Raw genomic sequence first — 14,666 nt, 5'->3', positions numbered from 1 at the left:
TGCCCATCAATGATCTGGACGCCCTGTGATGGGCACGTCGCTTCGCTTCTTTGCCCATCCTACAAGCCTTAACGCCGGCTAAAAATTCCGGGCGATAAACCCGATCTTGTCCAATTCATCGCCGGAGCGGCCGTAAGCGCCGACAAAGCCCATACCCGCGGGGGCGGTGAAAGTCTCACAATATCCCACTTGGTTGCCGCCCGAAATAGCATTGCCGAGGTTGGTTTCCAACGCTAGATAGAAAATACGCGTATGGCCGTCGTGTTTTTCCTGGCAGGCGGTGACGGTATCCAGGTATTCGCCCTGCGCCAGCGTCAGTGTCTGCAGGTTGCCGCCGGAGCCGCCATGGCCCAGTTGCTGCCCGTTGTCATAACTGAATTCCAGCCGGTCCACGCGGCGTCCCGTGCGCAGGCTTATAGCGGTGGGCGCCGGGTAGCCGCTGTCGCTGAGGGTTGCCAGGTCATTGAAGAAATTCCCGTGTGGACCGCCGAGAGTCCCGGTCAGGTGGAAACCCTCCGCGACCGAATAATTGAAATGGGCGGCTACCGGATCGTGGTCGGAGAGTTCCTCGCCCGCTTCGTCGACAAAGTGTGAGGGTACATGGGCATCGCTGAGGGATAGGATCACCGCCGGACCGCTGCGGTAGAGAATTTTATCCACCCGCTCACAATTGCCGCTGTTCTTGTCTGCGCAATCCAGCAGTGCCGGGTCGCCGCTCTGCGGATAGATGCCACCGCGGGACTGCTCCACCCACACATCGGTGAAACCGGCGGCGATAAATTCGTGCAGCTTGTCCGGCGTGCGCGTATAGCGGGAGTTGGTATCGCCGGCGACGATTACCGCATGACCCCGGGAACGGGTTTGGACGGCCTCCAGCAGCTGCAGCAGGTTGCTGGCGCGGGCGCTGTTGGAGTTGTCGTCGGTGTTGGCATCGGCGTGCAGGTTGTACACGTCCACGATGGCGCCGTCGTTAAGGAACATACGGGAAAAAGAGAATCCCTTGGGGGTGAGGCAGTCGCTGCCACTGTCGAAGACGCCGTAGCAGTCGTTCCATTTTGTGCGCTCGAAGTCGGTGACCCCGGCAAACGCGAGGCGGTTCATGCCGTCGCCGAAAGCGATATCGCCGGAGTGGGGCGATTGGTAAGGGTGTTGCACCTGGCTCACCAGGTCACTGTGGTAGCTGAAGTCCTCCTGCACCAGCACGATATCGTAATCGTTGAGCAGCGGGCTGATTTTTACGGTGTTGGTGGCCGGGCTGCCGGAGCTGAAGGCATCCGGCAGGCCCGCCACATTGTAAGTCAGTACGCTGAGCTGCCCATCCGCCAGTGCCTGGCTGCTGAGTGCCAGCGCGGCGAATATTCCCCAGGTTTTCTTCATGGTTTTTCTCCTTTGCATGAGCATGTGGTGCCTGCGAATTGCAGGTATACGGAAGAGACTTCAGGTGGCGCCGGGGGGACAGCTGCGCCGATGAATTTATTTTGGCAATTGGGTGACAGCAATTATTTTTTTGTTTCCCCTTGTAGGAGCGGGGGGGGGGGGGGGGGGGGGGTGGGTGGTTGGGGGGGGGGGGGGGGGGGGGGGGGGGGGGGGGGGGGGGGGGGGGTGGGGGGGGGGGGGGGGGGGGGGGGGGGGGGGGGGGGGGGGGGGGGGGGGGGGGGGCCCCGACCCGGGGGGTTTTTTTTTGGGGGGGGGGGGGGGGGGGGGGGGGGGGGGGGGGTGTTTCCCCCCCCCCCCCGCCCCCCCCCCCCCCCCGGCCGCTCCTACAGGGGGACTTTTCGCTGCTTATGCGCGTAAATTTCCCCAAGGCCCGGTGATCGCCAACGTTATACCCGGCCGTTGGATATTCACGAATAGTGTGGAGCCATCCGGCGAGAAGCAAGCACCGCAGAATTCTCCCTTGTCCGGGTGGGCGTTCATGGCCAGGGTATAGAGTTTTCCCTGCGGCGTCAGTCCGCGGATATAGTTGACCATATCCGGGCTGTCGGAATAGCTGTCCTCGCAGATAATCAGGTCGCCCCAGGGCGCTATGGCCAGGTTGTCACAGGATTCCATCAGCGCCCGGTCGCGGGTCTCGTAAACCAGTTCCAGTTCTCCCGGAGTTTCGTTTCCGCTGCCCTCGTGGCTGCCGGGGCGGTAGCGCCATATCTGCCCGATATGTTTGGGGCCGCCGCCGGTGGCGGCGAAGAAGATCTCCCGGCCGCCGTCTGTGCGCGTGGCGAAAGCCACGCCCTCGCAGCGACAGAAGCGCGCCGCGCCCTTTGCTGCGCCGCGCAGGCTCAGGTCGCCATCCGGGGAAGTGACATCCTTCAGGTCCATCCACTCGCAGCTGAAACGCTGGCCGATTTCCACCGCGCGGGCGTCGGGATTGTCCGCGTCCTCGGTCCAGTTGCGCGTGAGCGCCCGCGGCCAGTCGCGGATGACCAGCGCCTGCAGCTTGCCGCCCTGTTCCAATTCGCCCGGCTGGGCGGGGAGGAAGCGATAGAAAAGTGCGTGATCGAAATCCTCGGTGAGGTAGACGATGCCGTTGCTGCTGTCCACTGCAGCGGCTTCGTGCACGAAGCGGCCCATCTCCTTCAGCGGCACCGGCTCCACCAATCCTTCGGCGATTGCAGGCACTTCGAAAATATAGCCGTGTTCGCGGCCGAAGCCCTCACCGGGGCCGGCCAGGCTCTCTTCGCAGCTGAGCCAGGAGCCCCAGGGGGTGGCGCCGCCGGCGCAGTTGCGTGTGGTGCCCAGCAGGCTTAAATGGGAGCGCCCCACGCGGCCGGTTTTGTGGCTGTAGAGCAGGGTGCTGGTGCCGCCGTTGACCGGCAGGTCTCCATAAAAATCGAAGGCTTTTTTGCCGGCGGACTTTGCCCGGGAAGGATTGTTTTGGAAGGGGCCGATTTCCTCACCGACGGAGTCCAGTTCGTGGTTGCGCACCAGCAGGCATTGGTCTTTTTTTCCGGGCACCGGGAAGGCGGCCATGCCGTCCGGGGCGCTGGGGGTGGTGAGCCCGTCGGACATCATATCGCCGCTGCGGGAAATAATTTTGTAACTGAATCCCTGCGGCAGGTTGAGGATGCCGTCCGGGTCCCGATAGAGCTGTCCGAAGCGGTCCAAGCCACGCTTTGGGTCCACCGCGTACACCTGGGCAAGGGCGGAAAAACTGGAGAGGCCGCCGAAGGCCAGTGCGGCGGCGCCCGCGTTGCGCAGGAAATACCGGCGGGAAAGAGTCATGGTTGGTTCTCCCAATACAAAAACAGAAACCTGTAGGAGCGGCGGGGCGGCCATCCACCGTTGGCCGCGATCAGTGGTGGTTTATTTCACAGGCCGATCGCGGCCAACGGCCGCTCCCGGCCGGACCGCTCCTACAAGAGGGCGTGAGATTGATTTATCAGTAATTAATCCGCGCGCCCAGGACGAAAGTGCGGCCGTAGTCGGTATAGCTGCGGAACTCGTCGTCGTCCACAAACAGCTGCTGCACCTCGTTGGTGATATTGATGCCTTCCATAAACACGGAAACCGCATCGTTGATATCATAGGAGGCACTGAAGTCCAGTGAGCCGAATTCGGCGTTGTTCTCGGTGGCCAGGCTGTTGGTGCCAATCTGGTTGAGTACGCCGTCGCGCCAGCTGTAGCTGAAGCGCAGGGCCAGGCCATCCCTTTCGTAAAACGCCGTCAGGTTGTAGCTATTTTTGGCCACGTCCTCCAGCTCGCCCTCGATGCGCTCGTCGCCGTCCACATACACCGCATTGGAGTCGGTGTAGGTGTAGTTGGCCTGCACGCCGAGGCCATCGAAGGGCGCGGGCAGTTGGTTGAAAATCTGCTGGTAGGCCAGTTCCAGGCCGGAGACATCCGCGTTTGAGCCGTTCACCTTGGACGTGAGCCGGTAGACCTCGCCATTGAATTCCAGGTCGGAGACCTGAGTCTGGATAAAGGTGGAGATATCCTTGTAGAAAACCCCGGCGGTTAATGCTGTGCCCTCCCGCGGGTACCACTCCAGGGTGGCGTCGTACTGCCAGGCCTCGAAGGGCTCCAGGTTGGGGTTGCCGCCACTGGCGGTGAGGATATCGCCGGAGTTGAAGGTCAGGCGCGGCGCCATATCCTGCAGGTCCGGGCGGGTGATCACCTTGGCGGCGGCGACGCGGCTGACCAGGTTGTCGCGGATATCCAGCGCGAAGTTCAACGACGGCAGCACGTCGGTGTAGTCGTTGGAAAAGCGCACCGGAGTGGCCTCGCCGTCGACGTTGGCATGGCCGGAGGAAACCTGCTCCGTTTGCGCCACGCGCACGCCGATATTACCGCGCAGGGGCATTTCGCCCAACTGGCTGTCCATATTCAGCATGGCGTAGGCGGAGCGGATGCTTTCCTCGATTCGGTAGGAATTGCGCCGGTCGCCGGCGGTGAGCTCCGCAGCCAGGTCTTCCGAGCTGGGATAGTCGCTCCAGAAACGGGATTCATCGGGTACCAGCCACTCCTGGGGCAGGCCGCCGGAGGCGTCGCCGAGAAAATCACTCACCGGAAAATCGGTAAAGTAGCTCTCGTCGAAGGTGATCCCCTCGATACCATCGGTGAGCCGCAGGTCGCGGCGGAAATAGTCCCGCGAGCGCTCGCGCAGCTTGACACCGGTGGCGAATTCGCTGAAGCCGGCGAAATCGATTTCGCGGCTGGCGTCCAACTGGATCGACTGCTCCTCGTCCTCCGCGCGTATAGTGCGCCACTCCAGGCGGCGGCCGGGCCATTGGGCGGGATCATTCAGGTCCACTTCGGTGTAGTTGATGCTGGGCACCGAGTCGCCGTCCACTTTAGGGAACAGGAAATCGAAGCCGATGCCGCCCGTGACCCGGAAGCGGGTGCGGCGGATCGGGTCGGCGTCCTCGCTGTCGGCGGTGGAGTGGAAGAGGTCGCTGGAGACGGTCCACTGGCCCAGCTGCCATTCGGCGTTCAGGCCGATGGCCAGGTTCTCGTCGTGAATGCCGGAACTCTCGCGGCCGATCTGCACGGCGCCGTCCCGGGTGGTGCCGCCCACCAGGGCACCGTCGCGGATCACCGTGGAGCCGGGCACCAAGTCCTCATAGTTGTAGTCGGCGCTGTAGGTGAATTCGTCGTACTGCACCTCCTGGTCCACGTAGAGAATATCCAGGTTGATATCCAGGGTGTCGTTGGGACGCCACTGCAGTGCGGTGGAGAGGCCCAGGCGCTCGCGGTCTTCCAATTCCAGGGTCGGGCGGATACCGCCGGGGGTGATCACGGGGCCGCTGTCACGGGTGTCGTCGCCGTTGGTGTCTATACCCTCGGGTACTTCGGTCCAGCCGAAGTTGATCGCCCGGTCCTGGCGCAGGCTGCGCTCGGCGTAGGCGCTGGAGACCAGCAGACCGAAGGTGCCGTCGGCATTGACCCAGTTTGCCAGCCCGGAGAGGCGCGGGTCGGTCTCGTCGGCCAGTTCCGCGTGGCTGGCGCGGCCGGAGGCGGTGAACTTGGTCTCCCCCAGGTCCAGCGGGCGGAAGGTTTTCACGTTCACCGTGCCGCCGATGGCGCCCTCGTCCAGCGCGGCGGTGGGGCTCTTGATCACCTCCACCGCGGAGACCAGCTCCGCGGGCAGGGTATCGAAGCGGAACTGCCGGCCGAACTGGCCGGAGGTGCGCACATTTTCATTGACCGCCATAGTGCGGCCATTCAGGGTGGTTACCTGGAAGTTGGAACCCAGGCCGCGCACGCGAACGTAAACCCCCTCGCCGCGATCGCGCACGATGGAGACACCGGTCACCCGTTGCAGCGCCTCAGCGATATTCTGCGCGGGGAACTGCCCGATATCCTCGGCGATAATGGCGTCGGTAACGCTGGGTGCATTGCGCTTGGCGTCGATAGCCGACTGCAGACTGCGGCTGTAGCTTCCCGTGACTACTATCTCTTCCAGCTCCCCCAGATTCTCCTGGGCAGTAGCCGGAGAAACGGCAGTGCCGAAAGTAACGGCACTGATCAGAGCGGGCAAGGCTTTTTTGCGGTAAATGGACAGTGTCATCTTTCCCCCGATGGATTCTTCTGGTGTTGGTGGTTTGCGTCCTCAGACAGCCAGCTAAGAGGGAAATGGAGAGAAAAAGGGGACAAAAATTTATTTATTTTTGGCGGATTCGGGAATTTTTGAAATTTAAATAATCCTGTAACAGTTGGGCGGGCAAAATGAAAAATTATCTGGAAGGTAACTACTCATACTTCTCCCCAGAGAGACCGATGGCGGCCCTGCTACCGGTGGCTGTTTGCGGCACACGGGCTGGGCGCCTCCCTTAAAATGCGCCGCTGGAAGATGTTTGTTCCTGCAAAATCTGCACTTCCGCTGGGCGGCATCCCGCCATCCATGGCGGTCGTACCTCTCCACGGCCATCCTTGGCAGTGACAAAACGGTAGGATTGCTGTTTTGGACGCTGAAGGCGCCCGAAGGGCGAGGGCCATGTATGGCCCGAGTTAAAGGCCCCGCAAACAGCCACCGGTTGTTCGCTTAGATCAACCCTTCAACCTTCATGGCTGCCCGCACGGCGGGACGCTGATTCATTCGTTCGATAAAACTGTTGAGATGGTCGAGTTCGGACAGATCAAGTGGCAGGAAATTGCTATATAAAGATGGTGAGTAGTGCTCCCGCCAGGGGTTCGGCAGCTTTGCGGCGGGCTTTACTGGTGTCTCCACATCGACTTCGTCGCGAGCCCGCCGCTAGAGAGTCGCTTCAGTTCCAGGCGGACATCATCAACATCACCAGTGCCACCTCGGTAAAGTTGCCCAGCCCGTGGGCGATAATCGGCGCGAGCAGGCTGCGGGACTTCTCCATCAGCCACACGTAGACCAGCGCCCAGACAAAGGCGTACAGCTGCTGCGCCATCGCCAGGTGCAAGGGATCCACCAGGAAGGTCTCGTAGTGGGCCACGGAAAACAGCAGGCCGACAGCTACGGCGGCGAAGGGTACTTCGAAGCTGCCCAGTCGCACCCGGCCGGGTACCAACACCACCAGCATTCCCACCAAAAGGCCGCGAAAGACGGTCTCCTCGGCGAGGCCGGTAGCGGCCATCATCGCCAGCCAGCCACTGGCACCCACCGGGGTCAGGTCGTAGCCGGCGTCGGGTGCGGTCTGGGTGAGCAGCTGCGGCCAGTAATCGGCCACCAGCATCAGGAGGCCCATGGCGACTCCGATGGCGGCGGCCAGTCCGGCATAGCTGCGGCCCGGCGGCCAACGCAGGTGACCGTCGGCGGCGGGCAGCAGGCGGCGCATGGCCAGTATGCCGATCAGGCCGCCCAGGGCCTGCAGCAACATCGCGATGCCGACAAAAGCCCAGGTTTGCCCGAAAAGCAGGTCGGGGTGGTTGTGATACAACCAGCGCACCACCTGCCGCGCGGGCCACAAAATTCCTTGCATCAACAGCCCGGCGAACAGGATCGGCCAGAGATGAAAGTGCAGTCCGGTGACTTCGAAGAACGGCCGGGGATGCGGCGCAACAGAGGTATTCATCATTTTTTTACCCGCGTGATGGTTTTCGCGGTCAATTTAATGGCCTGCCCGTCCGGAGTATTGAACGAATGTTGCGTCCGCCAGCGGCCGGGCGGCTGGCCGGTGAGCTTGCGGATCGCGCGGTTCATATGGGCCTGGTCTGCGAAGCCGAAATCCGCGGCTATTTCCGCCAGCGACCGCGTGCCGATCACAATCTCTTTGCACGCCAGTTTGGTGCGGGATTCCACCCGGTATTCCGTGGGGCTGGTGCCGTAGGCGGCGCGAAACTGGCGGAAGAGAGTTTCGCGCCTGATGCCCGTTTGCCGCGACCAGTCGGCGACAGAGGGGGCATCGGGAGAGGCGAGTTGTGCGGCGAAGCGGTCGACGGGATCGTCGCTGGCGGCGCTTCCCGGCAGCAGTTGCGCGAGCAGCAGCTGGGAGGCTTCATGCGGGTCGCGCTCGGCGGTGCGCACGAGCAGGTCGGGGTCCGCGGTTCGGCAATGGGTTGCCGCAATACCGATTTCGAGCGGCAGGGGCAGGTTGAGAACCTGTGCCCGGTTTTTTGCGAAGCAGTTGAAGTGGCTGGAAAAGGGGCGGTGGATCAATACGTCCCCGGCCTGTGACCACCACCGCCCGCTGTCGCCGGCTTCGCAGTAACTGCCCTGTAATACAATTGCGGCGTAGGGCTCCGTGTGGGGATGGCGTGGAATGCGGGTTCCACCTGTGAATTGCTGTCGCAGTTCCATTTTTCCTCCGCCCCTGCTAGCCGTTCTTGGGCCAGGGTAGCCACAAACTTATTTGCAGGCCCCCGCCGGGGCGGTTGTGCAGCTGGATATGGCCGTCGTGGGCATCGACGATTTCGCGGCAGAGTGCCAGCCCCAGGCCCACGCCCTGGGGTTTGGTGGAGTAGAAGGGCAGCAGCGCCTGTTGCAGTACTTTTTCACTCATGCCGCAGCCGCGGTCGCGCACAATGATTTCCTGGCCGCGGACGTCGGCGGTGATTTGCAGTTCTGTGTGCGCGCTGTCGCTGCCGGCTTCGGCGGCGTTTTTGAACAGATTCAGCAGTGCCTGTTCGATTTGTACCGGATCGAAATAGCCGGGGCGGGCGGGCAGTTCTCCGCGCAGGGTAAACTGGTGCAGCGGTGCCAGGCGGTCGGTCAATTGCCGCCAGTGCACGGTTTCGCAACTGGGAGCCGGGAGCTTGGCGAAGCGGGCATAGCCCTGTGTGAATTCGGTGAGATGCCGGCAACGTTCGGCAATAATATCGAATACTTTCTCCAGGGCTTCGGCCTTGTTGGGTTGCTGAGCCAGCAGTTTCCCACTGTGGGCCATGGACGAGATGGGAGCCAGGGAATTGTTGAGTTCGTGGCTGATCAGGCGGATTACTTTTTTCCAAACCTGTACCTCGGCGCGGGTCAGCTCCCGGGTCATTTCGCGAATGACGATCAATCGGTGCTTCTGCGCATTGAGTACAAAAGTATTGTTGCCGATATGCTGAGTGTGGCTGGTGTCGCCGTCGCTATAGCTGAACAGGCCGTCTTCCTGCTTCTCAATGGCCTCGGCCAGTTCCGGAGGGCATCGGGGCAGTATCTGTTCCAGCTTGAATCCCTGTATCGGTTTGCCGCGGTTCAGCAGCTGCCGCGCGCTGGTATTGGCGTAGATAATATGTTGCCCCTGGTCCACCAGCAGCAATGCCTGGGGGGAGCTCTGAATTACCGTATCCAACAATAGTTCGCGCTGGTAGATATGCGCGCGCTCGCGGCGCAGTATTTCCCCGACCTCGTTGTACAGCCGGGCCAGGTCGCCCAATTGGTCATTGCGATTGATCGCCAGCGAAATGGAGAAGTCGCCGTCGCGGAAATTCAGCAGGCCGCTTTCGAGCGCCTGCAGCGCTCGAATAATTTTTCCGGTGAATGGGCGCATCATCACCAATAGGCTGGCGAGAGCCAGGAGTAGGCCGCCGGCCCAGGCCAATTCCATGCCGATACCGACATACAGAAGGGCAAAGGGAATGCTGACTCCGACAGCGACGGCCAGTAGCGATATACCGAGAATGCGGCCTTCGAGTGAGAACATCAGTAGGGAATACCGTATTTATCCAGCCGACGGTAGAGCGCCTGCCGGCTGAGACCGAGTTCCCGCGCAGTTTGGGAGATAACGCCGTTACAGCTGGCCAGCGTCTGCTCCAACAGTTCGCGGCTGGGCTCGAAGTTGATGTCGACTTTTTTGCCGGTATTTTCCTGCACCGGCAGGGCCAGGGTTTCCTCGTCGATGGTTCCGGACTGGCTGAGCACCGAGGCGCGCTGCATGGTGTTTTGCAGTTCGCGCACATTGCCCGGCCAGCGGTAGTGCATCAGTGCGTTTTGCGCCTGGGGGGAGAGCCGCTTGTCAGTGCCGAGCTCTACACCTAAAAAGCAGCGCGCCAGCGGCAGTATATCCTCCGGCCTGTCGCACAGGGGCGGCAGTTTGAGTTCGATGACGTTCAGCCGGTAGAAAAGGTCCTGGCGGAATTCACCGGCGGCGATCTGTTGTGGTAGGTCGCTGTTGGTGGCGCTGACCACGCGCACCTTGACCTTGCGCGTCTGGCTGCTGCCCAGGCGCTGGAACTCGCCGGTCTGCAGTACCCGCAGCAGTTTTACCTGGCCGCTGGCGGACAGCTCGCCGATCTCGTCGAGAAACAGGGTGCCGCCATCGGCGGCCTCGAAGCGCCCCTGGCGCGCGCGGTTGCCGGCACCGGTGTAGGCGCCGGGTTCGGCGCCGAAGAGTTCCGCTTCCATCAGGTCCTCCGGCAGCGCGCCCACATTGACTTTGATATAGGGGCCGTTGCGCAGCGGGGAGTTGGCCTGCACGATATCGGCGATCTTTTCCTTGCCGGCTCCATTGGGGCCGGTGATCAATACCGGTACGTCGGATCTGGCCACCTGGGTGGTCATTTCCAGCAGTTTTTGCATGGCACCGCTGCGGTAGACGATACCCTGAAGGTCGAACTGCTGGCGCAGCTGCTGGCGCGCCTGCAGCGCCTGTTGCCGGGCATGGCGCTGCTGTTCCTGCAGCTCATTCAGTTCCAGCAGGTTTTTTACCGTGGCCACCAGCTTGTGGTCATCCCAGGGCTTGCCGATATAGTCCGCGGCGCCGGCTTTGACCAGTTCCACTGCCATCTCCAGTTGGGTCCAGGCGGTGAGCAGGATTACCGGCAGGTCAGGCTCAATGTCGCGTATTGCGAAGAAAAGCTCGCGGCCCTCTTCCCCCGAGGTGGTGTCGGCGGTGAAGTTCATATCCTGGATCACCAGGCTGATATCCCGGTGCTCGCGCAGCAACTGCAACCCCGCGGGCGGAGTGAGGGCGCTCAGGGTTTCTATCCGGTGCAGGGACAACAGCAGTTCCAGGGCGGAGATAATGCCCGGGTTGTCGTCGATGATCAGGACCTTGTCCATATCAGTATCGCTATTTATTTCGGTGAGCATTATGCACCGATAAGAAGGGCGGAGAAACAGGAGGCTCGCGGAAAGAAAGAAACCCGGGCAGGGCTGCAATCCGTTTGCACATGTTTGTTTCCTTTTGTTGTCGTTCTTGTCGCAGGGAGGGGACGGCTCCCCCTCCATTTCCATCTGCGCACTGTACCGGTTATACGCTTCGGGTGGCCGTGGCCGGTGAGATATTGGCTGCGCGCAGGGCCGGCACCAGTGCCGCCGCCAGACTGACGGCGAGCAGTATCAAGGAGCAGGCCAGCATCACGGACAGCGGCAGCGCCGGCTGCGAGAAGTTGGATACCATAAAGTGGTTGCCGATCTGTGCCGCGGCCATACCGATGGCGATGCCGGTGCCGGCAATCAGGCAGTTTTCCAGCAGGAAGTAGCGGCTGATATTCGCGCGGGTGGCGCCAAGTGCGCGGCGCACGCCAATCTGCTTGCGGCGCTGGTTGATCCAGAAGAAGGTCAGGCCGACGATGCCGAGGGCGATGATAAAGGTGAGCATGGCGATGACGGCGGAGAGTACTTTGACCATCAGGTTGTCCTTCGCATAACCCTCGTCGAATTCTTCGGAAAGAGTTTTGATATGAATCACCCGTTGGGAATCTCTCTGAGCGAGCTTTTCTTCAACCTGCTTCAGCACCTGATCGCGTTTGCCGGGCTCCGCGCGGATCACGTAGCGCCCGAAACTGATGTCCATCAGTGCCGGATAGAAGGCCACGTTACCTGCGAGGGGCCAGGTCACCCAGGCTCCCAGGTGACGCTCGACGATACCGACAATTTCTATCGGGTCGTTCTTGCCGGTATACAGGAACTGGCCCAGGGCGTTCCCGTCGGGAAACATCACATCGGCAAACTGCTGGGTGACAATGGTGACAGGTGAGGTGTAGTGGTCGTCCGGGTTGAAGATCTTCATCTCAGCGGGGGTGAAGTTCCTGCCCGCAATCAGTTTGATCCCCAGTGCTTCGATAAATTCCGGTCCGGTGTAATAGATATTGGCCGTCTCCCCATCGAGACTGTTCTGGTTGGGCTCGCGATAGAAGTCGCTCGACGAGCCGGAGCCGGAGATAGGGATATGGCTGGTGTGAGTAGCGTTGATCACTCCGGGTATTCTGCGAATCATGTCCAGGTCCGCCTGCACGGCACCGGATAGGTCGAAGTCCGAATTCGTCGGGTGGAAGGTGACGCTGACAATATCCTCTACCGCCATGCCGGTGGGGCGCGCAATCCTGTCCTGGCGATCGTCGACAATAACACTGGCATTGCCGACGATGGCCAGGGTCAGGGCCAGCTGCACGGCAATCAGCAGGGCCGCTACCTTGTTGCGCCAGAGAGCGGACAACATGGGTTTCAATTCAAACATGATTCTGTCCTCACTGGGTTTTCAAGTAGATGGAGGGGTTGGTATGGCTGATACGCCAAGCCGGATAGATGCCAGCCAACAGACTGGCGACGACCGCCAGGCCGACTGCGGCGAACATCATCACCCAGTCCATATGGGCGATGCGATCGGCGAAGCCCATGGCGAGGCTCTTGACGGCGACCAGGCCGAGGGTGCTGAGCAATATGCCCAAGAGGCCGCCGATGATGCCGATACAGGCGCTCTCAATCAGGTGCTGGGTAAATATAGATTTGCGGCTGGCGCCCAGGGCGCGGCGCACACCGGCTTCCGGCGCCTTGCGCAGGAACTTGGCCAGTAGCAGCGCGACTGCATTCACCACGCACACCAGCAGGAATGCCAGTGACAGCCAGCCGAGTATGCGATTGTCGTCGCGTAGCACCTGGTTGACCACCAGCCACTCGGAGGGCCGGGTAAGGCCGAACTTGAGTGGGCGCTCGAAGCGGCCCTGGGCCTTCTGCTCGCGGATATAACCACTCAGGAAGTCCTCATAGCGCTGCTTCTGCTCGTCGGATTCCAGCTCCACCCAGTACTGTATCCACACCATTTCGCTCTGCAGGAAACCCTCGTATCCCCGGCCCTCCAGTTCCTTCTCGTGTTTCCAGGAGTTGGTGTTGCCCCAGCTGTAAATGCCCAGCTTGCGGTGTAGTCCGAAAGGAATGTAAAGCGCTTCCGAGTCGTTGAAGGCGCCGTTATTCAGGTCGTGGACCTTCGGCACCGGGTTCCAGTTCTCGATCACGCCGATCACCGTGAAGGGGTTGCCATTCAGGTTGATGGTGCGGCCCACGCTGTTCTCACCGCCGAAAAGTTTCTCGTTGGTTCTTTGCGTTATCACCACTTGTTGAATGGAATTGTTATCGGAATTTTTCTCCCAGGTGCCGCCGTAGAGGAAGGACACATCGAAGAGTGCAAAAAAGTCCCGCGTTGTCACCCGGACTTGGCCGATAAACGGACGCAATTCCGAATCGTCCTGGGTGACGGTGGCGCCCCAGCGATGCATGGCTACTTGGCGGCTGGGAATATCCGAGCGCAGCAGCACCTGGGTGTCCTGGTAAGTCAGTTCCCAGGGCATACGGGTGGGATTGCGGTCGCCCCGGTAGGACGAATTCGGATCCCAGCTGTCCAGTTGTACGGCGTAGAGCACCTGGTCCTTATGGGCCAGGGCGTTCTGGGACATCATGTAGTTGAGCGTCAGCACCGTCATGGATGCGCCGACGCCGACGGCGATGGCTGCCACCATCAGTGCGCTCAATACCGGCGTGCCGCGCAGGCTGCGCAACGCCAGGGAAATATAGTATCCAAACATTATTGTTCTCTCCTCAGGCGGTCACGGCTTCTGCCGTGTGGCTGCGGTGCAAGTCGGATACCTGGCCGTCGACAATCTGGATGTTGCGATGGGCCCGGCGGGCAAGGTCCGGATCGTGGGTAACCATGACGATGGTGGTGCCCCACTCGTTGATAAATTCCAGCAGCTCCATCACCTGGCGCGCCATCAGCGAGTCCAGGTTGCCGGTGGGCTCGTCCGCGAGCAGGAAGCGCGGTTCTCCAGCTAACGCGCGGGCGATGGCCACGCGCTGCTGCTGTCCGCCGGACAACTGCGCCGGCAGGTGCTTGGCACGGGCGGAAAGGCCCACCTGTTCCAGCACTTTCTCGATGCGTTTGCGGCGATCCTTGCCGTTAAATCCGCGGTAGCGCAGGGGCACGTCGATATTATCGAAGAGGTTGAGATCCGGGATCAGGTTGAAACCTTGGAAGATAAAACCGATCTTTTCGTTGCGCAGGCGGGAGCGCTCTCGGTCGTTGAGCCCGCTTACGTCCACGCCGTCGAGAAGGTACTGACCGCCGGTGGTGGTTTCCAACAGGCCGGCGATATTCAGAAAGGTGGTTTTCCCGGAGCCGCTGGGGCCGGTGACCGAGACAAATTCCCCCTCGGAAACCTCCAGGCTGAAATCGCGCAGGGCGTGGGTTTCGATGGTGTCGGTGCGGTAGCTTTTGCGGATGTTGTGCATTTTTAGCATGGTGGTTTTCCCTAATTCTTCATTTGCTTTTGTAGGATGGGCAAAGCGCAGCGTGCCCATCAGGTGTCAGTTGATGGGCACGAGCCCGCCAGGGATGGCGGGGTGCCGCCCAACGGGAATGCAGAAAACGCATGGAGCAGTTTTCTGCCGGCGCTTTGCCCATCCTACGAATCTGTCCTTGTAGGAGCCTGCTTGCAGGCGAATGTCGCGGCACTCTGTTTCAACCATTCGCCTGCAAGCAGGCTCCTGATATGGATTGACTTGTCAACTATTGGCACTGCATTTTCCGTTGTTCCTCTCTGTCAGTGGCTTCGGGTCAGGA

At 61.2% G+C, this 14,666-nt stretch carries 11 protein-coding genes; all 11 read right to left on the bottom strand.

Annotated elements, in window-relative coordinates:
* Positions 1–78 precede the first annotated feature (78 nt).
* The 11 genes from FHS09_RS19580 to FHS09_RS19530 all read right to left on the bottom strand — a co-directional run bounded on the left by FHS09_RS19580 (position 79) and on the right by FHS09_RS19530 (position 14,344).
* Positions 79–1,377, bottom strand: coding sequence for a jacalin-like lectin (locus tag FHS09_RS19580; RefSeq protein WP_221192144.1), 1,299 nt, complete (start codon positions 1,375–1,377; stop codon positions 79–81).
* A gap of 405 nt (positions 1,378–1,782) precedes the next feature.
* Entirely contained in the window at positions 1,783–3,219 is a 1,437-nt protein-coding gene (locus FHS09_RS19575; RefSeq protein WP_183463081.1) for an alkaline phosphatase PhoX, read from the bottom strand.
* A gap of 157 nt (positions 3,220–3,376) precedes the next feature.
* Positions 3,377–6,004 (bottom strand): TonB-dependent receptor, encoded by a 2,628-nt coding sequence (locus FHS09_RS19570; protein WP_183463079.1) that lies wholly within the window; start codon positions 6,002–6,004, stop codon positions 3,377–3,379.
* Between the two features lie 474 nt (positions 6,005–6,478).
* Positions 6,479–6,664 carry a hypothetical protein gene (locus FHS09_RS19565; RefSeq protein ID WP_183463077.1) on the bottom strand — a complete coding sequence of 62 codons (186 nt, stop codon included), beginning with the start codon at positions 6,662–6,664 and terminating at the stop codon, positions 6,479–6,481.
* A gap of 37 nt (positions 6,665–6,701) precedes the next feature.
* Positions 6,702–7,481 (bottom strand): CPBP family intramembrane glutamic endopeptidase, encoded by a 780-nt coding sequence (locus tag FHS09_RS19560; RefSeq protein WP_183463076.1) that lies wholly within the window; start codon positions 7,479–7,481, stop codon positions 6,702–6,704.
* Positions 7,478–8,203, bottom strand: a complete 726-nt coding sequence (locus FHS09_RS19555; protein ID WP_183463074.1) for a helix-turn-helix domain-containing protein — start codon at positions 8,201–8,203, stop codon at positions 7,478–7,480. The genes FHS09_RS19560 and FHS09_RS19555 overlap by 4 nt, the downstream gene beginning before the upstream one ends.
* Positions 8,204–8,219: 16 nt before the next feature.
* The gene (locus FHS09_RS19550) at positions 8,220–9,533 is read right to left on the bottom strand and encodes a sensor histidine kinase (RefSeq protein ID WP_183463072.1); all 1,314 of its coding nucleotides are present in this window, start codon (positions 9,531–9,533) and stop codon (positions 8,220–8,222) included.
* Positions 9,533–10,921, bottom strand: a complete 1,389-nt coding sequence (locus FHS09_RS19545; RefSeq protein WP_246395154.1) for a sigma-54-dependent transcriptional regulator — start codon at positions 10,919–10,921, stop codon at positions 9,533–9,535. The genes FHS09_RS19550 and FHS09_RS19545 overlap by 1 nt, the downstream gene beginning before the upstream one ends.
* 160 nt (positions 10,922–11,081) lie before the next feature.
* Complete coding sequence (locus FHS09_RS19540; RefSeq protein ID WP_183463069.1) at positions 11,082–12,290, bottom strand: ABC transporter permease; 1,209 nt, start codon at positions 12,288–12,290, stop codon at positions 11,082–11,084.
* Between the two features lie 10 nt (positions 12,291–12,300).
* A complete protein-coding gene (locus tag FHS09_RS19535; protein WP_183463068.1) occupies positions 12,301–13,632 on the bottom strand; it encodes an ABC transporter permease in 1,332 nt (443 codons plus the stop codon).
* A gap of 13 nt (positions 13,633–13,645) precedes the next feature.
* Positions 13,646–14,344 carry an ABC transporter ATP-binding protein gene (locus FHS09_RS19530; RefSeq protein WP_183463066.1) on the bottom strand — a complete coding sequence of 233 codons (699 nt, stop codon included), beginning with the start codon at positions 14,342–14,344 and terminating at the stop codon, positions 13,646–13,648.
* Positions 14,345–14,666 lie beyond the last annotated feature (322 nt).

Source organism: Microbulbifer rhizosphaerae, from assembly GCF_014191725.1.
Classification (GTDB): domain Bacteria; phylum Pseudomonadota; class Gammaproteobacteria; order Pseudomonadales; family Cellvibrionaceae; genus Microbulbifer; species Microbulbifer rhizosphaerae.
Note: the sequence above shows the minus strand (reverse complement) of the source record. Positions and strands in the feature narration are given on the sequence as shown.

Bases quoted from the DNA above. Each gene is read 5' to 3' on its own strand.
- FHS09_RS19545 (WP_246395154.1), bottom strand. From the start codon at position 10,921: ATGCTCACCGAAATAAATAGCGATACTGATATGGACAAGGTCCTGATC.
- FHS09_RS19535 (WP_183463068.1), bottom strand. From the start codon at position 13,632: ATGTTTGGATACTATATTTCCCTGGCGTTGCGCAGCCTGCGCGGCACG.
- FHS09_RS19530 (WP_183463066.1), bottom strand. From the start codon at position 14,344: ATGCTAAAAATGCACAACATCCGCAAAAGCTACCGCACCGACACCATC.
- FHS09_RS19570 (WP_183463079.1), bottom strand. From the start codon at position 6,004: ATGACACTGTCCATTTACCGCAAAAAAGCCTTGCCCGCTCTGATCAGT.
- FHS09_RS19550 (WP_183463072.1), bottom strand. From the start codon at position 9,533: ATGTTCTCACTCGAAGGCCGCATTCTCGGTATATCGCTACTGGCCGTC.
- FHS09_RS19560 (WP_183463076.1), bottom strand. From the start codon at position 7,481: ATGATGAATACCTCTGTTGCGCCGCATCCCCGGCCGTTCTTCGAAGTC.
- FHS09_RS19575 (WP_183463081.1), bottom strand. From the start codon at position 3,219: ATGACTCTTTCCCGCCGGTATTTCCTGCGCAACGCGGGCGCCGCCGCA.
- FHS09_RS19555 (WP_183463074.1), bottom strand. From the start codon at position 8,203: ATGGAACTGCGACAGCAATTCACAGGTGGAACCCGCATTCCACGCCAT.
- FHS09_RS19580 (WP_221192144.1), bottom strand. From the start codon at position 1,377: ATGAAGAAAACCTGGGGAATATTCGCCGCGCTGGCACTCAGCAGCCAG.
- FHS09_RS19540 (WP_183463069.1), bottom strand. From the start codon at position 12,290: ATGTTTGAATTGAAACCCATGTTGTCCGCTCTCTGGCGCAACAAGGTA.